This window comes from Pseudarthrobacter chlorophenolicus (genome assembly GCF_000962805.1).
GTDB classification, from domain to species: Bacteria; Actinomycetota; Actinomycetes; order Actinomycetales; family Micrococcaceae; genus Arthrobacter; species Arthrobacter chlorophenolicus_A.
This window is the reverse complement of record NZ_JZTW01000004.1, coordinates 94,850-121,202: the sequence shown is the minus strand read 5'-3', so window position 1 is coordinate 121,202 and position 26,353 is coordinate 94,850. Positions and strand designations below refer to the sequence as shown.

The following is a 26,353-nucleotide window of genomic DNA, read 5'->3' as shown; positions in this document are numbered from 1 at the left end:
AGCAGAACGCTTCGGAGCCCACGGGCCCCGAAGATACAGCTGTACGTGCTTCTCTCATCCAGACTTTAACTGTCGGTACCGGAATTTCACCGGTTCAACCGATCACCGGGGCTTCGCCTGGCCTGCCAGGAATAGCCACCGGTTCGCGGGTCGCGGACTGTCACCGCCGGTTCGGACTTACACCGACCCCGGAGCACGTATGTGTGTTGTTATTGTGCCACAACCGGATGTGGCTTCTTGTTATTCCGCCGTCGCCTTCCGTAACGTACGGCTGCCTTCGTCGCGGAGCCGTTCGATGGCAGCGGCGGGGTCGTCAGCCCCGTAGACAGCGGAGCCCGCCACGAACACGTTGGCTCCTGCTTCCGCGGCGCGGGTGATGGTTTCCTCAGTGATCCCGCCATCAACCTGGATGGCCACGCCAATGCCGGACCCGTCAATGGCGGCGCGGGCGCGGCGGATCTTGGGAAGGGTGACGTCGAGGAAAGCCTGGCCGCCGAAACCTGGCTCCACGGTCATGATGAGCAGCATGTCCAGTTCGGACAGCATGTCCAGGTACGGCTCCACGGGGGTGGACGGCCGCAGCGCCATTCCGGCCTTCGCACCTCTGCTGCGGAGTTCACGGGCCAGCTTGATGGGCGCTATGGACGCCTCTGCATGGAACGTGACCGAGGCCAGGCCCGCGTCCGCGAAACCAGGCGCCCAGCGGTCGGCATCGGCGATCATCAGGTGGGCGTCCAGGGGCACGGGGCTGACCGCCTGGATCCGCTGCACCACCGGCAGGCCGATGGTGAGGTTGGGAACAAAGTGGTTGTCCATGACGTCCACGTGCACGGCGTCGGCGTTGCTGATGCGCTTCAGCTCAGCCTCAAGGTTGACGAAGTCGGCCGAGAGGATGCTCGGGTTGATGCAGCATTGCGTCACGGGGATGCCTTTCGAAAGGTGGATGGGATGCGTGTGCCGAAGGGTGGCGTCAGGCCTTTTTCCGGATAAGGGCCAGGAACATGGCGTCGGTGCTGTGGACATGTGGCCACAGCTGCGCGGTCAAATCATGTCCTGCACCCAGGCTCCCGGTGAGGCTGACGGCGTCGAGCGCGGCCCCGGCGTCAAGGAGTTCCAGGTCATCCCGTTTCCTCAGGGCGTCCGAAACCACCGCCGTGGTTTCGGCGGGATGCGGCGAGCACGTCACATAGGCAACCACTCCCCCGGGCCGGACAGCTGCCAGTGCAGAGGAAAGCAGTTCGCGCTGCAGCGGTCCCAGGTCCGCCAGGTCCTTGGGCGATCGGCGCCAACGGGACTCAGGCCGGCGGCGCAATGCCCCCAGGCCGCTGCAGGGCACGTCCACCAGGACGCGGTCGAAGGACCCGGGGTGCTCTGCGCCGACCTCGCGGCCGTCACCGGTGCGAACCTGCCAGGTGTCGTCCGGGACGGCGGATAAGGCCTGTTTGACCAGTTTGGCGCGGTGCGCTGCGGGTTCGTTGGCCAGCAACGTGGCGCCGCGTTCCCGGGCGAGGGCGCCAAGCAGTGCCGCTTTTCCGCCGGGTCCGGCGCAGAGGTCGAGCCAGGCTTCGGGCGCTGCGGCATCGGGCGCGGCGTCTCCCAGCTCCACCGCGGTCATCGCGCGGGCCACCAGTTGCGAGCCGACGTCCTGTACCCGGGTGGTGCCCGCGCGTACGGAGGACAGCCGTCCCAGGTCCCCACCGCTGGACAGGGCGGACCCTTCAACGAGTTTGCCCGGAGTGGCGCCGTCTTCAAGCGCTTCGTCGAGGGTTCCCAGACCGGGAAGGGCCACCAGGTTGACCACCGGGGCTGCGTTGTCAGCTTCGAGCAAGGCGTTGATTTCCCCGACGGGGCGGCCGTGGGCCACCAGCGCCTGGCGCATGGCCCGGACGATCCATTCGGGGTGGGCGTAGCGGAGTGACGCGATGCGGGTTTCATCGGTTTCGTCCGCTACCAGCAGGTCCAGCCACTCATCCAGGCTGTGGACGCTGACCTTGCGGAGGACCGCGTTAATCAGGGCGGAGGGTCCTGCGCCAATGACGGCGCGGGCGAGACCCACCGTCTGGTCCAGTGCCGCGTGGGCCGGGACGCGCATGGCGAGAAGCTGGTGCACGCCAATGCGCAACGCGTCCAGGACAGCAGGGTCGAGCTGGTCCAGCGGCCGGTCGACGCAGCGCGCCAGGACGGCGTCGTAGGTTCCCTGTCCCCTCAGCGCGCCGTAGCTCAGCTCGGTGGCAAACCCGGCGTCGCGCTTGTCCAGCCGGTGCTGCCGGATCCGGGCGGGCAGGACGAGGTTGGCGTAGGCGTCCTCCTGCGCAACGGCTCGGAGTACCTCGAATGCCACCAGCCGGGCGGGATCGGCCCGGCGGGTGCGCTGGGCCGGCGCGTTTTCGGTGTAGTTCCGCTGCGGGCCACGGTTCCGTTCCCGGCCCTGGGCGTCGCGGCGGCTGTTGTCCCGTGCGCCGCCCTGGCCGCGGCCGCTTTGGCCCGCGCCGCGTCCCCGGCCGGACGGACGCCCTTGCTGCGCGCCACCGGAATTCGTACCGGATCCACTCATTCGAATACCACGCCTTCCAGCGAACCAATGCCGCGGGCCCAATCGGGCGCGGCCATCATCTTTTTTCCGGCGGGCTGGATGCGGGTCAGCTCCACCGCGTGGGAACCGGTGCCCACCAGCACGCTCTTTCCGTGAACGGCAAGGGCACCCGGTGCGAGGTCCTCGACATCCGGACGCAGCCGCACAGGCTCGAGCTTTACGCGCTGGCCGTCCAGGAGCGTCCAGGCTCCGGGCTCGGGGGTGACGCCACGGGCCTGGCGGCCGATGGCCAGGGCGGGGTGGCGCCAGTTCAAGTGCCCGTCTTCCAGGGTGAGCTTTGGCGCCAGCGATACGTCTCCGGCCTGGGGCACCGCAGATGCCTTGCCCGCTTCGATCGCGGACAGGGTCTGCGCAAGGAGGACGGCGCCGCTGTGCGAGAGCCGTTCCAGGAGCTGGCCGGCCGTGTCTTCCGGGCCAACGGACTCGGTGAGGGTGCCGAACACGGGTCCCGTGTCGAGCCCCTTCTCCAGCTGGAAGGTCACCGCGCCGGTGACGTCGTCGCCGGCCATCACCGAACGTTGCACGGGTGCGGCACCTCGCCACGCGGGCAGCAGCGAAAAGTGCAGGTTGATCCAGCCGTGGCGTGGAATGGCCAGGGCGGTGGGGGGAACGAGCCCGCCGTAGGCCACGATGGCTGCGACATCGGGGGCAGCGGCGGAAATCTGTTCGACGGCGGCGTCGTCAACCTTGGCAGCGTAGATGACATCCAGCCCTAGCTCGAGGGCCCGCGCAGCAACCGGCGACGGCGTAAGGACGCGTTTGCGCCCAATCGGAGCGTCGGGGCGGGTCAGGACGGCAACGACGTCGAATCCGGCCTTGACAAGGGCATCCAGGGAGGGAACCGCGACGGCGGGAGTGCCCGCGAAAAGGACCCTCACCCGGCGTTGCCGAAACTGGAGCCGGGCGTCGGTCCCGGTGCACCGGGTCCGCCGAAGCTCGCTCCGCCGAAGCTGGACCCCACGGTCTTGGCGCGCTTGGCGGTGGTGCGCTCCGTGACGGAGTCGTAGTTGGCATTGCGGATGGACCGGAGGGCGGCCTTCCGGTCCTCTCCCTCCAGTCGGTCTGTGTAAAGGACGCCGTCCAGGTGGTCGTTCTCGTGCTGGAAGCAGCGGGCCAGCATGCCCTCCCCTTCGATGGAGACGGGATCGCCGTGCATGTCCACCCCGGAGACGCGGGTGGCTCGGAAACGGCGGACAGGGAAGCCCAGGCCCGGGATGGACAGGCAGCCCTCCACGTGGTCCGGCTGGTAGTCGTCACTGTTTTCGAGCACCGGGTTGATAATGTGCCCTTCCACGCCGTCAATCCGGTAAGTGAAGACGCGCTTGCTGACACCGATCTGGGGCGCGGCAAGGCCGGCGCCATCCACATCTTCCATGGTTTCAGTCATGTCGGCGACCAGCTTGGCAAGTTCGGGCCCGAATTCCGTCACAGGATCGGCCACCGTGCGGAGCACGGGATCGCCGATGATGCGGATATTCAGAATAGCCATGCGCGGATTTTCCTCACGGTTGGCGGCAATGGGACCAAACCAGTTTAGGCGCTAGGCGGTGCGGGCCTGGGCCAGCGGTGGCGGGGCGATAGGGAGCAGGGCGGTGCCGGCACTGATGGTGTCGGCCGAGAGCTCCCACACGCGGCGCAGCGCGCAAAACTTCCACCAGTGGTGCTTAAGGACCTCGGGGTTGGCCCGCACGGGGCGGACCTCCGTCTCCCCAATGGCCACAGCCAGCAGGACCGGGTCTTCCCCGTACTTCCACGGTTCCCAGGTACCGGCCACCGGATCCACCAGGCTCTCCTCGGCCTTCATGCCGGCCACAAGCTGCATCACCACTTTGTCGTCGAGGGACTTGACCTGGCCGTCCCGGGTAGTGCCCTTGGTTTTGTAATCGATAAGGCAGATGCGTCCGTTGATTCGCGCCACCAGGTCCAGGGTGCCGGCGTACCCCACCGCCTTGTTCCATACAGTGATTTCAGGAGCAAGGGGCTCCACGCGGAAAAGCTCCCACCATTCATCAAAACGTACGGCGAAGGCCTCCTCCCCGTTGGCAGCCAGCGCCTCCCGCGCTTCCTTCATGGCATGCGGACGTCCCAGCGCACGCAGGGCAACCTGCTCGCAGTATGTGTGGACCCGGTCCCCGCGGCGCGCGGCATCGTCCCGATACGTCTCGGCCGCCCTGGCCGCCCGGTTGATGGCCTGCTTGATCTTCGCCGGGCTGCCCAGGCATTCGGACAACAGCGGGTCCTTGGCCAGGCTGCTTGCCCCCATGTAGCCGAACCAGCCGTCCAGGCCGTGCGGCTGCTGGCTGATGACTGTGGTGATGGACGGCACGGAGAACTGCTCCGACGTGGACCGGGCATACATCCGGCCGTATTCGGTGGCGTGGGCGAGGAGCGGATCAGTCATACAAAAGACTCTTTCACAGGGGGCCGACAAAATCTCCGGGAGCCAGGCCCGGGCATGAAAAAGGTCCGCCTCCGCTGCTGATGAGCGGAAACGGACCTTCTGCGGTGGGCGATACTGGGTTCGAACCAGTGACCTCTTCGGTGTGAACGAAGCGCGCTACCACTGCGCCAATCGCCCCGATGCATTTGAATGCTAGCCCACCGGGAGGCCATTTCAAAAATCGGCCACCGGCTCCCAAAGACGGCCCCGCTAAATGGACCTTTCCGCTGCCCGTCCGCTGCATACACACTCCACATTCCTGCATCCCGCAGCGTCAGGGGGAAGCTGGAGTTACTCGAATTACACGCTTGTAAGTCGCAGCATTCCGCGCCATTACTGGGATGCAGGGGCATGGTGACAGCAACCGGACCAGCCGATTTGGACTTTCCCGGAACCTCCTATATTGTTTTTACTCGTTGGAAGCGAGGAAATGCCGAAACGGCAAGGAATCAAACCTCCAAACTGCGGACGTAGCTCAGCTGGTAGAGCACCACCTTGCCAAGGTGGATGTCGCGAGTTCGAATCTCGTCGTCCGCTCGCAGGACACTGTCACGGCAACGGTTGCTAAACCGGGGCTTACACGGTGGGTTGGCCGAGAGGCGAGGCAGCGGCCTGCAAAGCCGTATACACGGGTTCGAATCCCGTACCCACCTCGGTGAAAACCATGGTTTTTCGGATACTCTCCGAATCAGCATGGGCGATTGGCGCAGCGGTAGCGCGCTTCCCTGACACGGAAGAGGTCACTGGTTCGATCCCAGTATCGCCCACTCGGCAAGGTAACTTGCCAACAGCAGTCCGGCCCCGGCCGGAACGCAATTGCGGACGTAGCTCAGCTGGTAGAGCACCACCTTGCCAAGGTGGATGTCGCGAGTTCGAATCTCGTCGTCCGCTCTCTTTTTCAAAACCCATTAGCCGGTCTTCCGGTTCCGGGCGATTGGCGCAGCGGTAGCGCGCTTCCCTGACACGGAAGAGGTCACTGGTTCGATCCCAGTATCGCCCACACTCAAAGCAGCTCGTGAAGAGCTGCTTTTTTTGTTGCCGTGCCAAGCCTCATCCGCTGCGGGCGAACGCAAATCTCCCCAATATCCTTGGAACTGCCCTCCCGCAGGTCTAGGATCGATTGCGCAAGGAGCGACCTGGCTCCGCGACCGAAGGGAGGTGCTCGTGGGACTGATTGACGATCTAAAGGGCAAGGCACAGGGTCTTATCCGCGGAAACGAGCAGACCATCAAGGACGGCATCACCAAAGCCGGCGATTTCGTCGACCAGAAGACCGGCGGCAAGTACGCCGGCCACGTCGACAAGATCCAGGATGGCGCTTCCAAGCTCGTGGACAAGAATGGGACCCCTGGCCAGGCACCTGCCGCAGAGCAGGTCCCCCCCGGTCAATCCCGTCAACCCGGCACCGCCGGCTGACAGGACTCCGTAAGGATCTCGGCCGGGGCATTGCCCCAGCACGTCAACGGGGCGCGGGTCCCGCCGGGAGGCGGCGCCCGCGCCTTTGGCGTTTAATCACCCCGGACTGCCCGCCCGCGCGGCTCTGCCGGGGCCAGTGGCCGGACCGGGTGTCAGGACGCCCGGTGCTGTAGCGCCACGCAATTGCAGTACGGGCCGCAACCACGGATAACCTGCCGGTATGGCGAAGTCTTCCGCACCCCTCCGCACCGGCCGGACGGCCAGTCCTTCCACCTTCGATTCCCGGCCCGTCGTTGCCGGCATTGTCACCGCCCTGGTGGGGTTTACGTCGTCCTTCGCCGTTGTCCTCGCCGGGCTTAGGGCAGTAGGCGCCAACCCCGCTCAGGCTGCGTCCGGCCTGCTGGCGCTGACCCTGGCCGTAGGCGTCGGCGTCCTGCTGCTTGCGTGGCGGTCCCGGGTTCCGGTCACGCTTGCCTGGTCCACGCCCGGCGCAGCCCTGCTCGCCACGTCCGGAACGCCCGACGGCGGCTGGCCGGCCGCCGTCGGAGCCTTCCTTGCAGCCGGGGTTCTGATAGCCCTGACCGGGCTTATCCCTGCCCTCGGCCGGCTGATGGCAAGGATCCCCGCGTCGCTCGCCCAGGCAATGCTGGCCGGCGTCCTGCTGCAGTTATGCCTGGCACCGTTCACTGCACTGGGCACCGTTCCGCTCTTCGTGGCCCCCGTCATTGTTTGTTGGCTGCTCATGATGAAGTACGCCCCGCGCTGGGCTGTGCCTGCGGCACTGATCGTGGCGCTGGGAGTCATCGCCGTCTCTTTGGCTGCCACCGGCACGGGCCCCGGAACGGGCGGGGTGCTGCCGCACCTCGTGTGGACCACGCCGTCCTTCAGCCTGCAGGCCATGGTGGGCATCGCCCTGCCATTGTTCGTGGTGACCATGGCCTCCCAGAACGTTCCGGGTGTGGCAGTGCTGCGCTCGTTCGGCTTTGCCACGCCGTGGCGGGCATCGATGCTGGTGACCGGTGCAGGCACCGTACTGGGCGCGCCGTTTGGCGGCCATGCCATCAACCTTGCCGCGTTGAGCGCGGCGCTTGCTGCCGGTGAGGAAGCCGGTAGCAACCGCAGCAGGCGCTGGGTTGCAGGTCTTACCTCCGGAGCGGCCTACCTGGTCCTGGCTGCCTTCTCGGCCGCGCTGGTCACCCTGGTCAGTGCAGCACCGGCGGGCATGCTGGAAGCGGTGGCTGGGCTGGCGCTCCTGGGCACGCTGGCGGCGTCGGTCTCTTCGGCACTGGCAGATGCCGAGGACCGCATCGCCCCGGCAGTCACGTTCCTAACGGCCGCTTCGGGGCTTGCGTTTGCCGGGATAGGCTCGGCGTTCTGGGCACTCCTTGCCGGCCTGGTGGTCAGGACGCTGCTGGTCCCCCGGCGGGAGCGGGAACTGCTGGACGGTGGGCCCGCAGGCGCAGGGGACCGCGCTTAGGAGCCACCGGCGAGGGCCGCCGCGGGTGGCATTGAAGCCCCGCCGAACACACTAGGACGGTTCGTGGTTCTGGCCTTCGCGGGCCAGCGCGGTGAGCCTGGACACGGCGCGAAAGTACTTCTTCATGTAGCCGCCGGCCATCATTTCCTCTGTGAACAGCTTGTCGAACGGCACGCCGCTGGCAAGGATGGGGACGTCCTTGTCGTAGAGCCGGTCCGCCAGGACCACGAACCGCAGTGCCACTGACTGCTCGGTGATGGTTTCCACGTTGCGCCACACCACGCCGTCGATCCCGTCGATGAGCTGCCGGTACCGGCTGGGGTGTACGCCGGCGAGGTGGTGGATCAAGGTGCTGAACTCGTCCTGGGCTACCGTCTTGCCGTCGAACTCGGCCTTCATGTGGGAGGTCAGTTCGCTGTTCTTGAGCGGGGCCGGGGCCGCCGGCAAGCCGCGGTGGCGGAAGTCCTCGCCGTCGATGCGGATAACGTCGAACTGGTCCGCCAGGACCTGGATTTCGCGCTGGAAGTCCACAGCGGCGAAGCGGCCGTCCCCCAGAGAGCCGGGCAGGGTGTTGGAGGTGGCGGCCAGCTTCACGCCGGCGTCGGCCAGTTCCCGCATGAGCCGGGACATCAGGACGGTGTCGCCCGGGTCGTCGAGTTCGAATTCGTCGATGCACACCAGCTTGTAGCTGCTGAGTGCGTCAACCGTCTTGCGGAACGAGAGGGCGCCCACCAGGTTGGTGTATTCAACGAAGGTGCCGAAGGCCTTCGGTCCGGGGGCGGCGTGCCACAGCGAAGCGAGGAGGTGGGTCTTACCCACGCCGAATCCCCCGTCGAGATAGATGCCGGCACGCGAGCTGTCCTTCTTGCCGAACAGTTTCTTGAAGAGCCCGCCGCCGTCGGACGGTGCCACGTTGCCGGCAAACCCCTCCAGGGCCTGGACGGCAGCCGCCTGGCTGGGCTGCTTTGGGTCCGGACGGTAGCTGGCGAAGGACACCTGGCCAAACCGCGGCGACGGATAGAAACCCTTAAGGAGTTCGTTCACCGACACTGCAGGAGTGCGCGCCGCAAGCTGTTCGATCTGTACCAAGGTGGTCCGTTCTGCTGGTAGGTGGTCCCCAGAAAGGATACCGGCTTCGCGGTACCCGTCCGGGCGCAGCATCACCGGGACCACTAGGGGTGATGAAGCCAACATTTCGTCCTGTTAACGGAATACGGACAACGCATCTGCCGCTGGATAGTGTGGGGAAAGGTCCCCATGCAGGAGCCGCTTACCGCACTGCGCGGCCCTCCCGTGTCCTCGATGAAAGGCCAACACCATGCCCTACCCCGTTGAACAGAATGAAAAGTTCGCCGCCTACGCCCACCCGGAGCGGCTGGTTTCCACCGAGTGGCTTGCCGCCGCCCTGGAGAGCGGCGCCGTTGCCAACGGTGAACTGGTTGTCGTCGAATCGGACGAGGACGTGCTGCTGTACGAAACCGGCCACATCCCCGGCGCAGTGAAGATCGACTGGCACACCGACCTGAACGACGACGTCACCCGCGACTACGTCGACGGCGAAGCCTTCGCTGAACTGGCCGCCTCGAAGGGCATCTCCCGGGACAGCACCGTGGTGATCTACGGCGACAAGTCCAACTGGTGGGCCGCCTACGCATTGTGGGTCTTCACCCTGTTCGGCCACCAGGATGTGCGCCTGCTCGACGGCGGCCGGGACAAATGGGTCGCCGAAGGCCGGGACCTGACCAAGGACAAGCCCGCGCCCGCCCCGGGGAACTACCCCGTGGTGGAGCGCGACGACGCCCCCATCCGCGCCTTCAAGGACGACGTGCTGGCCCACCTGGGCAAGCCCCTGATCGACGTCCGCTCCGCCGAGGAGTACACCGGCCAGCGCACCCACATGCCGGCCTACCCGGAAGAGGGCGCACTGCGCGGCGGCCACATCCCCACTGCTGCCTCCGTGCCGTGGGCCCGTGCAGCGGCCGAAAACGGCACGTTCCGCAGCCGGGAAGACCTGGACGCCATCTACCTCGGCGAAGCCGGCCTTACGGCGGGCGACGATGTGGTGGCCTACTGCCGCATCGGCGAGCGATCCAGCCACACCTGGTTTGCACTGAAGTTCCTGCTGGGCTTCGAGTCCGTCCGTAACTATGACGGCTCCTGGACCGAATGGGGCAACGCCGTCCGCGTCCCCATCGTCAAGGGCGCCGAGCGCGGCTCCTTTCCCGTCGCCGTTGGAGTCTGACGAAAGCTCCCGCGTAAACTGGCCATGATGACTACTCAAGCCTTGCCTTCCGCCCTCGCGGCGATTGTGGACGACTTCCAGGCCCTGTCAGAGCCCGAGCGGCTGCAGCTGCTGCTCGAATTCTCGGAGGGGCTTCCGGAACTTCCCGAACGGCTCACCAACCACCCCGAGCTCCTGGAGCAGGTAGTGGAGTGCCAGTCGCCGCTGTTCCTGACCATCGAAACGGAAAAGGACGGCAGCACCGGTTCAGCCACCGCCTTCCGACTCTTCTTCAAGGCCCCCGCCGAAGCCCCCACCACGCGTGGCTTCGCCGGAGTGCTGCACGAAGGCTTGGATGGGCTTTCGGCGGAGGAAATCCTTTCCGTACCGGATGACATGCCCGAGCTGCTGGGCCTGACCAGGGCCATCACCCCTCTCCGGATGAGGGGCATGACGGCGATGCTGGGCAGGATCAAGCGCAAGGTAGCTGCAGCGTCCGGCGTCCGCGCCTGACCGCACAGACGCGTGGCACGCAAGAGCGCAGCACAGGGAACCCCGGCCACGGCGGCACTCGCCGCCGCCGGGGTTCCCTTCGTGCTGCACCCCTATTCCCATGATCCGGCCGCAGCCAGCTACGGGGCGGAAGCAGCCGCAGTCCTGGGAATCGATCCGGCACGGGTCTTCAAGACCCTGATGGTGGAGGTTGAAGGCAGGCTGGCCGTTGGCATCGTCCCCGTCAGCGGCACCCTGGACCTGAAAGCCTTCGCTGCGGCGATGGGGGCAAAGAAAGCCGCCATGGCAGATCCGGCCGCCGCGCAGCGCCGCACAGGCTACGTGCTGGGCGGCATCTCACCGCTGGGCCAACGGCTCCCCTCCCCCACAGTGCTCGATGCCTCTGCCCTGGAGCTGGACACCATGCTGGTGTCCGGCGGCCGGCGCGGCCTGGACATCGAACTGGCACCGCTGGACCTGGTCCGGCTGACCGACGCAGTCACCGCGCTGATCGGCAGCAACGCGTAGCTGGCTGATCAGACAGGCCAACCAGCCAGTCTGATTAGCCGGACTGCTCCCCCGGCCGGGCACCCGGGTTGAGGCGCGGGGCGAGCTGCTGCCGCAGCCACGCCTTCACCAGCCGCTCCCAGCGCTCCGGGTCCACGTTCCATTCCTTCGTGTGCCGCGCGTGGTTGAAGGCCTCGAAGGTCACCATTTCAGGGTTCCGCTCGGCCAGCAGCGCGGACGGCTTATAGGGCACGTATTCATCATCAACGCTGTGCAGGATCAGTGTGGGGGTCCGGAGCTCAACAGCGCGTGAGACCCAGTCCATGGCTTTGAGGTCCACAGGCGCGGACAAGCCCGTCAGCCTGCGTCCCAGCGGATGCCCCAGCATGAGCTGCCCGTACCGGCCCACCACCGAGGGAATCCGGTTCAGCTGCGCATGATGGGCCAGGACGTTGACCCAGTCGATCACCGGCGCGTCCAGGACCATGGCCCGGATCAGGTGGCGGTAGCGGGACAGGTCCGCTGCCTGCAGGCAGATGGCGCCGCCCATGGACCAACCGAAAAGCACAACTTCCTCGGCGCCGTTGTCCAGTGCATACCCGATGGCTGCCTCAATGTCCTGCCATTCCGTGGAGCCAAGGCCGTACCGCCCGTCATCCGCCGACGGCGCCAGGCCGTCATTGCGGTAGGACAGCAGCAGGCTGGTGAGCCCCAGCTCCAGCGCCGGACCCACCGCCCGCAGCGCCTCCTGCCGGCTGGCACCGCGGCCATGGACCATGAGCGCCCACGTCCGCGCCGTCCCCCCGGCGCGGACCAGCCAGGCAGGCGCCTCGCCCCGTTCCACGGGAATGGCCACTTCCTCGGCTGAATAGCCGACGGCGGCGGGGTCCGGGTAAAGGGCGCCGCTCCACCAGCCCCAGCGGGCGGCAGAGAGGTCTCCGGCGTAGACCGCTTCGACTTCGCGCAGTACCGTCCGCTCCGCCGGCGAATAGGAGATGATGCGGCCGATCCTGGCGTGCCCCTTGCCGCCGTCGAAATAGAATCCGTACCGGCCGTCCACCGTGGTGTCGTCCGTGGCGGCCAGGATCACCTGCTGGTTTTGCCCGTCGCGGATGACCGCAAGGACCTCCTGGTCCGACGTCCGCTGCCGTGCCGGCGTAATGACGCGGCGGGCGAAATACACGGCGAGCGCCGACGAACCAGCTGCCAGGAGCCCGGTCAGGGAACTGCCCGCGATGGCACCGGCGATGGCCCATCGGGTCCGCAGCGACATGCCCCCTGTTTCCGGGGTCTGGGCAGTGTGCTCCGGGCGCGTCCGCAGATAAGAAGCCATGCTTCTATTCTTACCGTCAGCGGAAGGATCACCGCATTCCGGGCCGGGCGGGTCCTGTGCGGACCGGTGCCCGCACACCGTGACAGGCCCGCGTACAGGTGAGTGCGGCGCCCCACGCACAGGGCTAGGCTAAGGCCATGAGTGAACCCATCGTCATCCTGACCGAAGAGCCATTGGGGGCGGACGACCGCCTGAACATCGAACGGCTGGTGGACGGAGCAGACTCCCGGCTGCTGGTCCTTGTGCCGGCCAATACCGAACGGCACCTGCTGGTGGATTTCCTCGAACACCTCTCCCTTCTGGAAATTGCCGCGGCCTTCCGTGAACTGACTTCCCGCGCACCGGACCCCGCCGAGGAACGCGCCCACGCCACGGAGACCCTGGCAGCCTCGCTTGCCGCCCTGGAAGGGCTGGGGGCCGGAGTCGACGGCGAGGTGGTGAACGGCGGTGCGGTTAACGGACTGGTGGCCAAGGTCCGGGATACCGGAGCCACTCAGGCAGTGGTCATCACGCGGCCGCATGCGGTGGCCGATACCTTCCACACCGACTGGGCGAACAAGGCCCAGGACCAGCTCGGTATCCCCGTTCTGCACCTGTATGCAGGATCGGGATTTATCGGCGACTCCTAGGCGTTGACCACTACATGAGTATCTTCGGAAACAACATTTTCGGAAACAAGGCCACCCACGCGGTGGCAGACCCGGCCGCGGAGGGCCGCAACGCCGGCGCTGAGGGGCAATCGGAGCAGCCCACCGTCAACAAGCCAGATGCCCAGTGGCGGGAGGAACTCACTCCGGAGGAGTACCGCGTCCTCCGGCAGGCCGGGACCGAGCGCCCCTACACCGGCGAGTACTGGGACACCCACACAGCCGGCGTATACCAGTGCCGGGCCTGCGGTACCGAGCTGTTCACCAGCAACGAGAAGTTCGATTCGCACTGCGGCTGGCCATCGTTCTGGGCCCCGCTGGCCGAGGGGACGGTCCGCTACATCCACGACCGGACCATGGGCATGGACCGCGTGGAGGTCCGCTGCGGCACCTGCGATTCACACCTGGGCCACGTGTTCGACGGCGAGGGCTACGGCACTCCCACGGACCAGCGCTACTGCATCAACTCCGTCTCGCTGCGGCTCGTCCCGAAGGACGGGGCAGAGGCGGCGGACGCCACAACGGCAGGCTGATCCAGCAGCCAGCTCCGGCGGCGGGCGCAACGGCAGGCTATACCGGGCCCGCCCGCCGGTACACCACATCCGGTGACTGGGCGGGTCCGGCACCGGCCATCCCCCAGCACCGGACGCGCTCAACAGGCTGGCCACCGAAGTAAGAAACAGTCTTTCTTAGCCTCAAACGCTTTTCAGATTAGTTCTGCTTGTTGCTTGCTACGCTCCAAAGAGAGAAGCAAGCAACGCCCAGAAAGGCAGCGACGATGACTGAAACCCTCACCGCCGTCCCCCGGATCTCCTCGGATAACCAGGACTGGATCCGCCTCCGTACCGCAGCGTCGGCCCTCCAGGGCCTGCAGGCTCCGGACGGCTCCGTGCCGGATGGAGCCAGCCACGCCACGGCAGCCCAGCACGTTGACAGCATCGTGGACGCCGTCCGGGCTTTGGCCCCCGCCTTCCCCCATGACGCCGCCTACCTGGACGCCGTCTGCGCAGACTTCGCGGCCTGGGTTGCCGGCGGATTCGCTGTTCCGGATTTCCTCTCCTCACTGTTGTCCTTCCAGCCCCAGGAACAGCGGCAGGACGGCCTCCAGCACCTGGTGGTCTTCCCCATGTACACCCAGAACGGCAGCAGCAGCAGGCTGGTGGAGGCCGTCCTGATCGAGGTCATCTGGCCCGAGTTCATCGCCGGCCTGGAGTCAGGCGACTACACCAATAAACTGTTTGTTCCCATCCGGTTCGTGGACTTCACCGCGGGCTACGACACCAACTCGGCAGTCCTTTTCCCCGAGACAGTGGCTGTCAGCACCACCCCCACTTTCACTTGGGGCGCCATCTTCGCGGACCGCGAGGCCGCACGCTTCCGGCGGGTGCTCAAAGCCGCTGCCGAAACCACCCGCCTGGAACTGCCCGCGGATGCAGCCGAGCTGCTCGCGGACCAGGAGCTCACCGAGGCCACGTTCGTCATGTGGGACCTGATCCACGACCGCACCCACATGCGCGGCGACCTGCCCTTTGATCCGTTCATGATCAAGCAGCGCATGCCCTTCTTCCTGTACTCGCTGGAAGAACTCCGCTGCGACCTCACAGCCTTCCGGGAATCCGTGCGCATCGAGAAGGACGACGACGCCGATCCAGAAGCCCGCCGGCACGCCAAACTGGTGCAGTACGCCGTGATCTTCGACCGGATCTTCCGCTTCGCCATCACCGGCAGCCGCGTCCGCAACTACGACGGCCTGGGCGGACAGCTGCTGTTCGCCTGGCTGCACCAGCAGCACGTGCTGCACTGGACCGATACCCGCCTCACCATCGACTGGGACGGGATTCCGGAGGCCGTCATGGCGCTTGGAGCCCGGATTGACGATCTCTACTGGCGCTCCATCGACCGCCCCAAGACCGCCCACTGGCTGGCAGCCTACGAGCTCATCTCGGGCACGGTTACGCCCAACCCCGCATCCGTGTGGGCAAAGGGTCCGGACGCCCTCCCTCTGTCCGGCGCCCCGCGCGGACTGACGGACCAGGTGCTGGACGACGAATTCCCGCTGTCCATGTTCTACGAGGCCTTGGAGAAGAAAATGCGCCCAGTCATCGAGTCCACCGCAGGCATCACCGGCAGCTCGGCACTGTGAGCGGAACCTCCGGGACACTTCCGGCGCTCACCGTCCTGGTCACGGGTGGGAGCGGAGCCTCCGGCGTCGCCGTCGCCGGCGCCCTCCGCGCGGCCGGGCACCGGGTCATTACGGTGGGTTCCGACCAGCAGCGGATCGAGTCAGCAGCACAGCAGGCGGGCGACGGCGTCACGCCCCGCGTGTGCGACCTCGCCGAACTCGACGGCGTCAGGCAGCTCCGCGACGACGTCGCGCGCCAGGCCGGTACCGTCGACGCCGTCATCCATCTGGTGGGCGGATGGCGGGGAGCGCAGGGCATCCCCGACCAGTCCGACGAGGACTGGGATTTCCTCGAGCGGGGTGCCGTCACGACGCTGCGCAACATCACCCGGGTATTTTTTGACGACATCGCCGCCTCCCCGCACGGCAGGTTCGCCATGGTTTCCTCCACCGCCGTGGAAAGCCCGGCGGCCGGAGTGGCCAGCTATGTTGCCGCCAAGGCTGCCGCCGAAGCGTGGACCCTCGCCGTAGCGGACGGTTTCCGCCGCGCGTCCGCAGCCGGCAGCGGCGGGCAGGCGGCCGCCGTCGTCCTCGTGGTGAAAGCCCTTATGGACGACGGGCTGCGCCGCAGCCACCCGGAGCGGACTTTCCCGGGAGCCACGGACGTGGCCGAACTCGCGGAAGCGGTGGTGGGGCTGTTCGACGTCCCGGCGGCCGATCTGAACGGTACCCGGGTCCGGCTGGCTCCGTGACCCTTCAGGACCCCGCCGTGCAGGGGCACCCCTCCACCGCAAGCCATACATAGACTGGGAATGTGAGCAAAGGCATGACAACCACAGCAGAGACCGGCGCGGCCCTTCGGTTGCACGACCCCAATGTGCGGGGCTTCGCCTCGGACAACTATTCCGGCGTCCATCCGGAAATCCTTGCGGCGCTTGCCGCAGCCAACGAAGGCCACCAGGTGTCCTACGGCGAGGACGATTACACCTCCCGGCTGCACGAGGTCATGGAGGAGCACTTCGGGCCCGGCATCGAATGCTTCCCCGTGTTCAACGGAACCGGGGCGAACGTCCTCTCGCTGCAGTCACTGCTGCCGCGCTGGGGAGCCGTGGTGTGCGCCTCGACCGCCCACATCAACATGGACGAGAACGGCGCCCCGGAGCGGATCGGCGGCATCAAGCTGCTGCAGGTCCCCACGCCGGACGGAAAGCTGACTCCGGAGCTGATCGACAGGGAGGCGTGGGGATGGGGCGACGAGCACCGCGCCCAGCCGCTGGCCGTCTCCATAACCCAGACCACCGAACTGGGCACCTGCTACACGCCCGATGAAGTCCGTGCCATCGCTGACCATGTCCATGCGAAGGGCATGAAACTGCACATGGACGGTGCCAGGCTGGCGAACGCCGCAGCCCACCTGCAGGTGCCGCTGCGGGCCTTCACCCGGGACGCCGGCGTCGACATCCTCTCCTTCGGCGGTACCAAGAACGGCCTACTGTTCGGCGAGGTGGTGGTGGCGCTGAACCCCGAAGCCGCCCACGGCCTGGTGTACCTGCGCAAGATGAACATGCAGCTGGCATCCAAAATGCGCTTCATGTCCGCCCAGTTCATCGCCCTCCTCGAAGGCGGCCTGTGGCTGCGCTCGGCCTCCCATGCCAACGCGATGGCTTCCAGGCTCCGCGCCGCGGTGGACTCCATCGACGGCGTGCGCCCCACCCAGAAGACGGAGTCCAACGGAGTCTTCGCCGTGCTGCCCGAAGGAGTGGCGGACCGGCTCCGGGCATCCTTCCGGTTCTACGACTGGGACGAAGCCGCCAGGGAAGTGCGCTGGATGTGTTCCTTCGACACCACCGAAGAGGACGTGGATGCGTTCATCGCCGCCATCCGCCACGAACTGCGGGACTACGACGGCGGGCAGGCCGGCTGAGGCGCACGCGACGGCGAGCCTCCCCGGACAGCCCTGAAGGGTTGCGTAATCTGCCATGGTGAACGCACTTGACCAGGTTCCCCCGGATTTCCTCCACGCCTTGGGAACCCTCAGGAAAGCCCGGTGCCGCAAGGAACTCCACCTCGCGGAAATCCCCGCGCCGGCCCGCCTGGCACCCTTCGCCGTCGCCCTGGGCGCGGAAGTCCTGGCCCAGGGCGCCGGAACCGCGGCGCCTCCCCTGCATGGACCGGCGGCAATGGCCCTGGCGGCCGCCGGGACCGGGGAAGACAGCGACACGGAGCTCGCCACCGGGCGCTTCATCCTGCTGCACGATCCCGAAGGCTCGGACGTGTGGGACGGGGAGTTCAGGATCGTCACCTATATCCGTGCGGAGCTTGAACCGGATATGGGCAACGACGAGATGCTCGGAACGGTGGCCTGGACCTGGCTGGTGGAGGCCCTGGAAAACCACAATGCGCCCTACCGGGCCGCGGGCGGTACCGCCACCCGGGTCCTGTCCGAAAGCTTCGGAACCCTCTCCGAACGGCCCGGGACCATCGACATTGAACTGCGGGCATCCTGGACCCCCGCAACGCCGGACGTCACCGCACACCTCGAAGCGTGGTCCGACATGGTGTGCACCTTCGCAGGCCTCCCGCCCCTGCCCGACGGCGTCACGCCCCTCCCGCAGCGGCGCCGGAACTGACGCCCGCCCAGCCCTGCCGGCATCCGGCCAGCGGACCGCCGGCGCGCCGGACCGGTAAACTGGGGGCATCATGACCCCTAACAACCCGGAAAACACCACGGCCGGCGCTCCGGCTGCTGATACCGCACCCCATATCACCGTGGAGGGCTTCGACAGCCCCATCCCCGAAATCATCGAACTCGACGCACCCCGTGAGGGCGTCCCCCTGGTCATCGAGACCCAGGCCGGACTCGAACGCTGCGCAGCCGCCATCGCCGCAGGAACCGGACCGGCAGGAGTGGATGCAGAGCGGGCCTCAGGATTCCGCTACGGCCAGCGCGCCTTCCTCGTCCAGATCCGCCGCGAAGGCGCCGGCACATGGCTGATCGATCCCGAGCCTTTTGACGACCTCGCCATCATTAACGATGCGCTCCGCGGCGTCGAGTGGATCCTGCACGCCGCAACCCAGGACCTTCCGTGCCTGTCGGAGCTGGGCATGTGGCCGGACAAGCTCTTCGACACCGAACTCGCTGCCCGGCTGGCAGGGCTTCCCCGCGTGGGCCTTGCGGCCGTCATCGAACAGCTTCTCGGTTTCGGCCTGGCCAAGGAGCACTCCGCCGCCGACTGGTCCACCCGGCCCCTCCCGGAACCGTGGCTGCGCTATGCAGCACTGGACGTCGAGGTCCTCAGTGAGCTGCGTGAAGAGCTGGTGGAACTGCTCCAGGCCGACGGCAAGCTGGAGTATGCCGAACAGGAGTTTGCCGCGATCCTGGCAGCGGGCATTGCTCCGCCGCGGCTGGACCCGTGGCGGAAGACCTCCGGCCTGCACCAGATCCGGGACCGGCGCCAACTGGCCGCCGTCAGGGAACTGTGGCTGGAACGCGACTCTTTGGCCCGCAAGCGCGACGTCGCACCGGGCCGGCTCATCCCGGACTCGGCATTGGTGTCCGCCGCCAAGGCCATGCCTGCCACCGTTCCCCAGCTCCTGGGGACCAAGGGCTTCCATGGCAGGGCGGCCCAGCGTGAAGCTCCCCGGTGGCTCCGTTGCATTGCCGCAGCCCAGGACCTGGACGATCTTCCGCCGCTGCACCTGGCCACCAACGCCCCGCCCCCGCCCAGGGTCTGGGCGGAACGCGACCCCGAGGCTGCCGCGAGGCTCGCCACCGCCAGGCCGCTGCTGCAGGAACGCGCCGACCAGCTGAACCTCCCGGTGGAAAACCTGCTGACGCCGGACTTCCTGCGCCGGGTTGCCTGGCGCCCGCCGGCGGCGATCAGCGAAGACTCGGTGGCCTCGGAGCTGCGCGGACTCGGTGCCCGCGAATGGCAGGTGGAGCTCACGGCCCCACTCATCACCCGCGCCTTCCTGGACCCGCAGCCGCTTCCGCCCAAGGAGCCGAAAGCCGCTGTCACCGCGGGCAGCTAGCCTTCCGACGCCCTATTACGCCGGCCTTGCAGCCTAAGTTACTCACGAGTAACATCGGACGTAATGCCGCACACCCTGCCGTCCTTCGGCATGTGCGCGGCGCCTACGTCTCGATGAGGAGTTATACGTGAGCCACACCGGAAGCGGCGCCTCCCGGCGCACTGTCCGCGACGTCGTCTTTGTTGACGGCCTCCGCACGCCCTTCGGCCGGGCCGGCGAGAAGGGGATCCATGCCGGTACCCGCGCCGACGACCTGATCGTTAAATGCATTCGCGAGCTGCTGCGCCGGAACCCCTCGCTGCCGCCCGGGCGGGTGGATGAGGTGGCCATTGCCGCCACCACCCAGACCGGCGACCAGGGCCTCACCCTGGGCAGGACCGCTGCGCTGCTGGCCGGACTGCCACGCACCGTTCCGGGCTTTGCCGTGGACCGCATGTGCGCCGGTGCCATGACCGCCGTAACGTCAACGGCCGGCGGCATCGGCTTCGGCGCGTACGACGTCGTCATCGCCGGCGGAGTGGAGCACATGGGCAACCACCCCATGGGCTCCGGCGCCGACCCGAACCCCCGGTTCATGTCCGAACGGCTGGTGGACCCCGCCGCCCTGAACATGGGCAACACCGCCGAGAACCTGCATGACCGCTTTCCCGCCATCACCAAGGAGCGCAGCGACGCCTACGCCGTCGCATCCCAGGACAAGCTGGCCGCAGCCTACCGCGAGGGCCGGATCCAGCCCGACCTGGTACCGGTGGCCGGCCGCAAACCGGGCCAGGGCTGGACCGTGCACAGCGTGGACGAACCGCCGCGTCCCGGGACCACAGTCACCGACCTCGCCGGACTCCGCACTCCTTTCCGCGCGCACGGCCGGGTTACCGCCGGCAACTCCGCGGGCCTCAATGACGGTGCCACCGCCGCCGTCCTGGCCTCGGGGGAAGCTGCGGCTGAGCTTGGCCTCCCGGTGAAGATGCGGCTGGTCAGCTACGCCTATGCCGGCGTGGAGCCGGACGTCATGGGCATCGGCCCGGTCCCGGCCACCGAGAAGGCGCTGCAGAACGCCGGCCTTACCATCGGCGACATCGGCCTCTTCGAGATCAACGAGGCGTTCGCCGTCCAGGTCCTGAGCTTCCTGGACCACTTCGGCATTCCCGACGACGACCCCCGCGTTAACCGCTATGGCGGCGCGATTGCCGTGGGCCACCCTCTCGCCTCCTCCGGCGTCCGGCTGATGACCCAGCTGGCGCGCCAGTTCGAAGAGGATCCGTCAGTGCGCTACGGCATCACCGCCATGTGCGTGGGTCTCGGCATGGGCGGAACCGTTATCTGGGAAAACCCGCACCACGCCGACTACAGTGGCGGCACCGGCACCACGGGAACAGCAACCACCGCCCCGGCAGCAGTCCAGACCGAAGGAGCCACAGCATGAGCGCCGCAGATTTCACCGACTTCGCCAGCCTGTTCCCCAATGAAACAGTCACCCATTCCTACGTGCAGGATATTCCGCTTCCCGCCGCCCCCGGCAAGGCAAGCCCCGGAACATTTGCCCTGGTCACGCTCGACAACGGACTGGACCACAGCAAACCCACCACACTGGGTCCCAATACGCTCGTGGAACTGGGCATGGTGCTGGAAGGCTTGCGGGACCGCGCCGCCCGCGGTGAGATCGCCGGCGTCGGGGTTACCGGTAAGCCGTACTACCTCGTGGCCGGAGCCGACCTCTCTGCCGTGAAATCTCTCGAAGAGCGCGAGCACGGCCTCCACATGGCCCAACTGGGCCACGATGTATATGCAACGCTGGCCAACCTGGGCGTACCCAGCTTCGCTTTCATTAACGGCACCGCCCTGGGCGGCGGACTGGAAATCGCACTGCAGTCCACCTACCGCACCGTGTCCGCCGGCGCCGGCGCCCTGGCCCTTCCCGAAGCCCTCCTGGGGCTGGTCCCGGGCTGGGGCGGCGTCTACCTGCTCCCCCGCCTGATAGGGCCGGAGAACGCCGTCAAGGTGATGATCGAGAACCCGCTCAGCAACAACCGGACCCTCAGCGGGCCGCAGGCCTTCGACCTTGGCGTCGCGGATGCCCTGTTCGAACCCGCAGACTTCCTGGAGCAGTCCGTGTCGTGGGCCGCGAAAGTCATCTCCGGCGAGCTGGTCCCGGAACGCGCCAACGCCGTCGACGCCTCCCACCCGGACGTCGCGGAACGCTGGGCGGCCGCGGTGGCGGCTGGCCGGAACTTCGTGGAGTCCAAAACCTCCAACGCGGCGCCTGCCCCGGGCAAGGTGCTGGACCTGATGGAAGCCAACCGCACCATGAGCCAGTCCGAATCGGCGGCGCTGGAATGCGAAACACTGGCCGGGCTGATGCAGACGGACGAGTTCCGGGCCACCGTGTACGCCTTCCTGGACCTCGTCCAGAAGCGGTCCAAACGTCCTGCCGGCGCACCCGACCGCAAACTTGCCCGCCCAGTCACCAAGGTCGGTGTGGTGGGAGCGGGCCTGATGGCGGGCCAACTGGCCCTGTTGTTTGCCCGCCAGCTCAAGGTGCCGGTGGTGCTGACCGACATTGACCAGGCCAGGGTGGACAAGGGCGTCAACTACGTCCACGGCGAGGTGGACAAACTGCTGGCGAAGAAGCGGATCAGCGCGGACGCCGCCAACCGCACCAAAGCCCTGGTGTCCGGTTCGGTGTCCAAGGACGCCTTCGCCGACGCTGACTTCGTGATCGAAGCGGTCTTCGAGGAACTCGGCGTCAAGAAGCAGGTGTTCGCCGAACTGGAGGCTGTCGTTTCGGCAGACTGCATCCTGGCCACCAACACGTCCTCGCTCTCGGTGACGGCCATGGCCGAGGACCTGCAGCACCCTGAACGGCTGGTGGGTTTCCACTTCTTCAACCCGGTGGCCGTGATGCCGCTGCTGGAGATCGTGCGCGCCCCGCGGACCGACGACGCCGTCTTGGCCACCGCCTTCGAACTCGCAAAGGCCCTGAAGAAGACCGGCGTGCTGGTCAAGGACGCTGCCGCCTTCGTGGTCAACCGAATCCTGCTGCGCCTGATGGGCGAGGTGACGGCCGCCTTCGATGAGGGCACCCCGGCCGACGTCGCGGACAGCGCCCTGAAGCCGATGGGCCTGCCGATGTCCCCCTTCACGCTGCTGGCCATGGTGGGCCTGCCCGTGGCCCAGCATGTCCAGGAATCGCTGAACGCTGCTTTCGGCGACCGGTTCCCGGTCTCCGCCAACCTCCACAAGCTGATCGACAACGGCGTGAAGGGCCTCTGGGAAACCGGGCCGGACGGTTCGGTGGCCATCCCGGACGCCACCCTGTCGCTGATGTCCTTTGGCACGAGCCCCTCCGCTGCCGATCAGGTGCTGCGGCGCACGCAGGACGCCTTGGCAGAAGAAATCGGCCTCATGCTGGACGAAGGTGTGGTGGCAGGACCGGAGGACATCGACCTCTGCATGATCCTGGGCGCCGGGTGGCCCATGTTCCTGGGCGGCATCACGCCGTACCTCGACCGGGTGGGCGCCTCGGAGCGGGTCAACGGCAAGCGGTTCCTCCCGCCGGGCGTGGCTTCTGGCGTGGCGCCGGGTCCCGGTTCCAACTAAGTCTGCCGCAGACGGCGGCCGGTCAGCAGTCCGTGAGCCGGCCGCCGTCGAACGCCACCAGGCGGTGGGCCGCCGTCTGTGCATAGTCCAGGTCGTGGGTGACCAGCACGACGGCGGCCCCTTCCGCGGCCGCGGAGCGGACCGCTGCGTCCAGCACGGCCAGGCCGTCGCCGTCCAGAGCCACTGTGGGCTCGTCCAGGGCAATGATCGAGGGTTTCCGGGCCAGGACGGTGGCCAGTGCCAGGAGCCGCTGGCCGGACGCTGACAGCTCGGCCGGGTGGCCGTGGGCGGCACCTTCGAGTCCTACCGCCGCCAGCGCGGCCGCAGCACGTTCGCCTGCCTGCGCGGGACCAACCATGCGGTCCAGGCCGAAGCGGACCTCGCGCAGGAGCGTCCGTTCGAACAGCTGGTCACGGGGATGCTGGAAGAGCAGGCCCACCCCGGCGGCGGTCTCCCCCACCGCACGCCCGGCGATGTCGCTGCCGTCCACCAGCACGGAGCCGGTTGCCGGCCGGAGCAGCCCGTTCAGGTGCCGCAGGAGGGTCGACTTGCCCGCTCCGTTGGGCCCCGTGACGGCGACAATCTCTCCAGGGTGTACCGCCAGGTTGATGCCCGCAAGGACCAGGGGTTGGCGGGGTGCCGCACCCGCCTTCCTGCTGCGGGCCAGCAACCGGCCTTTGTAGCGGGTCCGGCTGCCGTCCGAACTGTAGCTGAAGGAAACGTCACGCAGCTCCAGCGCAGCGCCAGCTCCCCCGCTGTCCCGTGAAGCGGCAGCGGTGTCCGTGGTGGCCGGAACTTCCGTATTGCCTGTGGAGGCTACCCGGGCGGCTGTGGCAGTTTGCCGGATGGCCAGGGCAGTTGGCTGGGCGGCCCGGGCTGCTTCGCCCACCCACCGGATGCCAGCAGGAACGAGGCCGGTATCCGGACCTAGGTCCGCGGGATCGCCGGCGGCCGCCACGGTCCCGGCATCGAGCACCAGCCATTGGTCCGCTGCCAGCAGGAGCCTGTCGATGACCTGGCTCAGGATTACGACGGCGGTTCCCGACGCCACGAGGTGCCGCACCAGGGCCGCGAGTTCCCTGGCCCCTGCCGCGTCCAGCGAGGCGAACGGCTCGTCCATGACCAGCACGGCGGGCCCGGAGATGACGGCGCAGCCAACGGCCAGGCGCCGCAGCTGCCCGCCGGAGAGCCGGGCAGGATGCCTGTCGAGCAGTCCCGTGAGCCCCAGGAGGTTTGCCGTGCGTTCCACCGCGGCAACCATGGCCGTGCGGGGTACTCCTGCGTTCTCCAGCCCGAAGGCCAGTTCCTCCGCCACCGTCGCCCGGACCGTTGAGAGGGCCGCTGCCGCGTCCTGGGGGACGAAGCCCACGCGCCGGCCCCACGCCGCGGGGTCGATGCGCGGTTCACCCCGGTGGTGAGCGGTTCCGTCGCCCTCGGCCCGTCCGCTTCCGAAGTCAAGGCGGATGCCGTCCAGCTCCAGGTAGCCATGCAGGGTCCCGCCGGCTCCCGGCGTCAGCCAACCTGCCAACAACCGTCCAAGGGTGGTTTTTCCGCTGCCGGACGCTCCCAGTACCGCGGTCAGGGTGCCGGGCGCGGCAGCGACCCCTATCCTCTCCAGGACCGGTCCGCCGCCGTCGTGGAACGTGAAGCTCTGGATGCCGGCCTTCAGGACCGGGCTGGACGGTAAGCGCATGCCTAACCTCACGCTGCCGCGGCCCACAGGCGCAGGACGACGGCCGCAGCCGCAGCGAGCAGCAACACGGCGCGCAGGAGGCGCTGGGCGGTGGAGTCCGGAACAGTGCGGTAGCTGGTCCGTGGCCCGCTGCTGCTGAACCCGCGTGCTTCCAGCGCGGCTGCGCGGGTACCGGCATCCTCCACCAGGGCAAGGACCAGCGGTACAGCCTGCAGGCGGAACGCGGCCGCCCGGTGGACCAGTCCCCTGCGAATCACGAGCCCCCTGGCTTCCTGTGCGGTGCGGATGCGCGCGGCCTGTGCCGCGATGGCGGGCAGGAGGGTGAGTGTGGAGGCGAGCACAAAGGCAAAGCGTCCGCGGACTCCCTTGGCATTCAGGGCAGCCACCAGGTCAGGGACGCTGACGCTGAAGGAGAAGGCCAGGAGCGCCAGGACGGCGGCCCACACCTGCACCCCCCGCTGCAGGGCGAAGCCCAGTCCTTCCGTTGTGACCCGGGCGGGGCCCCATTCGGCAAGGACAGCGCGGCCTTCTGGATACGCCAGCCCGTGCACCATCAGGAGGGACAGGCTCAGCGGGACCAGCACCGCCGCAGCCGCGGGCAGGAGCCGCCGGGCCGTGCCACCAACGGTGGACACGGCCAAGGCACCCGCAACGACGGCGAGGGACAGTGGCCAGCTGCCTGCCGCCGTCGTGATCACGGCTGTGCTGCCGGCAGCGGCGAGGCCGGTGAGCGGGTGGACGCGCATGGGAAGGGGATTCAGGACGCGGGCGTGGAGTCCTGTCCTGCGGCCTGTCCCGGAGCCTTACCGGCGAGGACGTGGTGCCGGCGGACAAACGGGAAGTGGTACCAGGTCCGGCGCGGCAGCGCGTACACCAGGATGGCTACAACTGTGAAGACGATGGCCTTGTCCATGGGGTCGGAGATGAGCGCCTGCTTGGTAATGGCAGCCAGCAGAGTGTCGCCCATGGACCGGAAGGCGCTGACGATGGCGCCGGTTGCCACGCCCGAGGTGCCGCCAAAGACGAAGGCGGCCACGGGTGCCGAGACAACGCCGCCGATGATGCCGGTGGCGAAGCCGGCAACGGGTGCCAGGTAGAACCGGCGGAACAGGCCGTACCGGGCAGCAAGGCCGGCCAGGCAGCCAATCAGGGCAGCGCCGGCGGCGAAGGGCAGGACCGTGGGATTGAAGAAGGACCAGACGATGCTGCTGAGTGCCCCCGTGGCCGCACCGGCCGCGGGACCGGCCAGGACGGCGATCAGGACAGTACCGATCGCGTCCAGGTAGAACGGCACCAGCGTGCTGCCGACGAACTGGCCCAGCACGATGTTCAGGACCAGGGCCACCGGAATCAGCACGACGGTAGACGCCGGCAGGCCGGGCAGCACGGCCACGATCAGCAGGATGGCACCCACCAGGAAACCGGACAGGGCAATCAGCGCCGACGCACTGCCCGGGCCGCCGGTGATGTCCGCGGGCTGGTTGAGGACCAGGTAGACGTAGGTGCCGGCAATGGCCAGGGCACCGAGGATTTCCAGGAGCCGGCGCCGGCGGGCAGCGGCGGGCGCCGGGGACGGCAGCGTCAGGGAGGGCGATGACATGAAGGTTTCCTTTGGGGTGCGGCACGGACGGCACGGAAAATCCGGGCCGTGCGGACGCCGCCTATGTCACCTCGGCGGCAGGCGCCGGAATGAACCGGCAAACGGGACCAGTCTACCGGTGCAACACCCGGCCGGCGGGTGTCCTCCCTTAGACTGCCGGGAGGGGCACCGGCAGTTGGGCTG

Annotated in this window: 24 protein-coding genes, 6 tRNA genes and 1 riboswitch; of the genes, 19 read left to right on the top strand and 11 right to left on the bottom strand. The window is 67.7% G+C overall.

Annotated elements, in window-relative coordinates; translation table 11 throughout:
• Positions 1-41: 41 nt before the first annotated feature.
• Positions 42-201: riboswitch (FMN riboswitch) on the bottom strand.
• Between the two features lie 39 nt (positions 202-240).
• The 6 genes from rpe to UC32_RS06245 form a co-directional block, all read right to left on the bottom strand.
• Positions 241-921, bottom strand: a complete 681-nt coding sequence (rpe, locus tag UC32_RS06270; RefSeq protein WP_045730394.1) for a ribulose-phosphate 3-epimerase — start codon at positions 919-921, stop codon at positions 241-243.
• A 49-nt stretch (positions 922-970) separates the two neighbouring features.
• Positions 971-2,554, bottom strand: a complete 1,584-nt coding sequence (locus UC32_RS06265) for an RsmB/NOP family class I SAM-dependent RNA methyltransferase (RefSeq protein ID WP_045730393.1) — start codon at positions 2,552-2,554, stop codon at positions 971-973.
• Positions 2,551-3,471, bottom strand: a complete 921-nt coding sequence (fmt, locus tag UC32_RS06260; protein WP_045730392.1) for a methionyl-tRNA formyltransferase — start codon at positions 3,469-3,471, stop codon at positions 2,551-2,553. The genes UC32_RS06265 and fmt overlap by 4 nt, the downstream gene beginning before the upstream one ends.
• A complete protein-coding gene (gene def, locus UC32_RS06255; RefSeq protein WP_045730391.1) occupies positions 3,468-4,082 on the bottom strand; it encodes a peptide deformylase in 615 nt (204 codons plus the stop codon). The genes fmt and def overlap by 4 nt, the downstream gene beginning before the upstream one ends.
• A 51-nt stretch (positions 4,083-4,133) precedes the next feature.
• On the bottom strand, positions 4,134-4,994 hold the full coding sequence (locus UC32_RS06250; protein WP_045730390.1) for a PD-(D/E)XK nuclease family protein: 861 nt from the start codon (positions 4,992-4,994) through the stop codon (positions 4,134-4,136).
• A gap of 105 nt (positions 4,995-5,099) precedes the next feature.
• Positions 5,100-5,171 (bottom strand) — tRNA-Val (locus UC32_RS06245).
• A 326-nt stretch (positions 5,172-5,497) separates the two neighbouring features.
• Between UC32_RS06245 and UC32_RS06240 the strand changes: the two genes are divergently transcribed.
• The 7 genes from UC32_RS06240 to UC32_RS06210 all read left to right on the top strand — a co-directional run bounded on the left by UC32_RS06240 (position 5,498) and on the right by UC32_RS06210 (position 7,926).
• Positions 5,498-5,570 (top strand) — tRNA-Gly (locus UC32_RS06240).
• 45 nt (positions 5,571-5,615) lie between these two features.
• Positions 5,616-5,686 (top strand) — tRNA-Cys (locus UC32_RS06235).
• Positions 5,687-5,728: 42 nt separating this feature from the next.
• Positions 5,729-5,800 (top strand) — tRNA-Val (locus tag UC32_RS06230).
• A gap of 51 nt (positions 5,801-5,851) precedes the next feature.
• Positions 5,852-5,924: transfer RNA gene (locus tag UC32_RS06225), tRNA-Gly, on the top strand.
• Positions 5,925-5,961: 37 nt separating this feature from the next.
• Positions 5,962-6,033: transfer RNA gene (locus UC32_RS06220), tRNA-Val, on the top strand.
• Positions 6,034-6,197: 164 nt separating this feature from the next.
• Entirely contained in the window at positions 6,198-6,449 is a 252-nt protein-coding gene (locus UC32_RS06215; RefSeq protein WP_235423599.1) for an antitoxin, read from the top strand.
• 220 nt (positions 6,450-6,669) lie between these two features.
• Entirely contained in the window at positions 6,670-7,926 is a 1,257-nt protein-coding gene (locus tag UC32_RS06210) for a benzoate/H(+) symporter BenE family transporter (RefSeq protein WP_045730388.1), read from the top strand.
• A 51-nt stretch (positions 7,927-7,977) separates the two neighbouring features.
• Here UC32_RS06210 and zapE read toward each other — a convergent pair whose 3' ends face one another.
• Entirely contained in the window at positions 7,978-9,015 is a 1,038-nt protein-coding gene (gene zapE, locus UC32_RS06205; protein ID WP_045730483.1) for a cell division protein ZapE, read from the bottom strand.
• 229 nt (positions 9,016-9,244) lie between these two features.
• On the opposite strand from zapE, the gene UC32_RS06200 reads away from it, so the two are divergent.
• From UC32_RS06200 to ybaK, 3 genes are read left to right on the top strand one after another with little or no spacing between them, the layout of a single operon-like run.
• On the top strand, positions 9,245-10,168 hold the full coding sequence (locus UC32_RS06200; protein WP_045730387.1) for a sulfurtransferase: 924 nt from the start codon (positions 9,245-9,247) through the stop codon (positions 10,166-10,168).
• Positions 10,169-10,195: 27 nt separating this feature from the next.
• Positions 10,196-10,660, top strand: a complete 465-nt coding sequence (locus UC32_RS06195; protein ID WP_045730482.1) for a SufE family protein — start codon at positions 10,196-10,198, stop codon at positions 10,658-10,660.
• A 12-nt stretch (positions 10,661-10,672) separates the two neighbouring features.
• Entirely contained in the window at positions 10,673-11,167 is a 495-nt protein-coding gene (gene ybaK, locus UC32_RS06190) for a Cys-tRNA(Pro) deacylase (RefSeq protein ID WP_045730386.1), read from the top strand.
• 34 nt (positions 11,168-11,201) lie between these two features.
• Here the strand turns inward: ybaK and UC32_RS06185 are convergent, their stop codons facing one another.
• Positions 11,202-12,479, bottom strand: a complete 1,278-nt coding sequence (locus UC32_RS06185; RefSeq protein WP_045730385.1) for an alpha/beta hydrolase family protein — start codon at positions 12,477-12,479, stop codon at positions 11,202-11,204.
• A gap of 137 nt (positions 12,480-12,616) precedes the next feature.
• Here UC32_RS06185 and UC32_RS06180 point away from each other — a divergent pair, with 137 nt between their 5' ends.
• The 9 genes from UC32_RS06180 to UC32_RS06140 all read left to right on the top strand — a co-directional run bounded on the left by UC32_RS06180 (position 12,617) and on the right by UC32_RS06140 (position 22,877).
• Positions 12,617-13,108 carry a 3-phosphoshikimate 1-carboxyvinyltransferase gene (locus UC32_RS06180; protein WP_045730384.1) on the top strand — a complete coding sequence of 164 codons (492 nt, stop codon included), beginning with the start codon at positions 12,617-12,619 and terminating at the stop codon, positions 13,106-13,108.
• Between the two features lie 14 nt (positions 13,109-13,122).
• Positions 13,123-13,659 carry a peptide-methionine (R)-S-oxide reductase MsrB gene (gene msrB / locus UC32_RS06175; RefSeq protein WP_045730383.1) on the top strand — a complete coding sequence of 179 codons (537 nt, stop codon included), beginning with the start codon at positions 13,123-13,125 and terminating at the stop codon, positions 13,657-13,659.
• A 245-nt stretch (positions 13,660-13,904) separates the two neighbouring features.
• Positions 13,905-15,269, top strand: coding sequence for a DUF6421 family protein (locus tag UC32_RS06170; protein ID WP_045730382.1), 1,365 nt, complete (start codon positions 13,905-13,907; stop codon positions 15,267-15,269).
• Positions 15,266-16,000 carry an SDR family oxidoreductase gene (locus tag UC32_RS06165; protein ID WP_045730381.1) on the top strand — a complete coding sequence of 245 codons (735 nt, stop codon included), beginning with the start codon at positions 15,266-15,268 and terminating at the stop codon, positions 15,998-16,000. Before UC32_RS06170 ends, UC32_RS06165 begins: the two co-directional genes overlap by 4 nt.
• Positions 16,001-16,074: 74 nt before the next feature.
• Positions 16,075-17,172: a threonine aldolase family protein gene (locus tag UC32_RS06160; RefSeq protein ID WP_045730481.1), complete on the top strand. Its 1,098-nt coding sequence runs from the start codon at positions 16,075-16,077 to the stop codon at positions 17,170-17,172.
• Between the two features lie 55 nt (positions 17,173-17,227).
• Positions 17,228-17,878, top strand: coding sequence for a DUF3000 domain-containing protein (locus tag UC32_RS06155; RefSeq protein WP_045730380.1), 651 nt, complete (start codon positions 17,228-17,230; stop codon positions 17,876-17,878).
• A gap of 70 nt (positions 17,879-17,948) precedes the next feature.
• The gene (locus tag UC32_RS06150; protein WP_045730379.1) at positions 17,949-19,280 is read left to right on the top strand and encodes an HRDC domain-containing protein; all 1,332 of its coding nucleotides are present in this window, start codon (positions 17,949-17,951) and stop codon (positions 19,278-19,280) included.
• 127 nt (positions 19,281-19,407) lie between these two features.
• Positions 19,408-20,703, top strand: coding sequence for a thiolase family protein (locus UC32_RS06145; RefSeq protein WP_045730378.1), 1,296 nt, complete (start codon positions 19,408-19,410; stop codon positions 20,701-20,703).
• Positions 20,700-22,877 carry a 3-hydroxyacyl-CoA dehydrogenase NAD-binding domain-containing protein gene (locus UC32_RS06140; RefSeq protein WP_045730377.1) on the top strand — a complete coding sequence of 726 codons (2,178 nt, stop codon included), beginning with the start codon at positions 20,700-20,702 and terminating at the stop codon, positions 22,875-22,877. Before UC32_RS06145 ends, UC32_RS06140 begins: the two co-directional genes overlap by 4 nt.
• A gap of 22 nt (positions 22,878-22,899) precedes the next feature.
• Here UC32_RS06140 and UC32_RS06135 read toward each other — a convergent pair whose 3' ends face one another.
• From UC32_RS06135 to UC32_RS06125, 3 genes are read right to left on the bottom strand one after another with little or no spacing between them, the layout of a single operon-like run.
• On the bottom strand, positions 22,900-24,570 hold the full coding sequence (locus UC32_RS06135; protein WP_045730376.1) for an ABC transporter ATP-binding protein: 1,671 nt from the start codon (positions 24,568-24,570) through the stop codon (positions 22,900-22,902).
• Between the two features lie 8 nt (positions 24,571-24,578).
• Entirely contained in the window at positions 24,579-25,316 is a 738-nt protein-coding gene (locus tag UC32_RS06130; RefSeq protein ID WP_045730375.1) for an energy-coupling factor transporter transmembrane component T, read from the bottom strand.
• An 11-nt stretch (positions 25,317-25,327) separates the two neighbouring features.
• A complete protein-coding gene (locus UC32_RS06125; RefSeq protein ID WP_045730374.1) occupies positions 25,328-26,170 on the bottom strand; it encodes a hypothetical protein in 843 nt (280 codons plus the stop codon).
• Between the last annotated feature and the right edge of the window lie 183 nt (positions 26,171-26,353).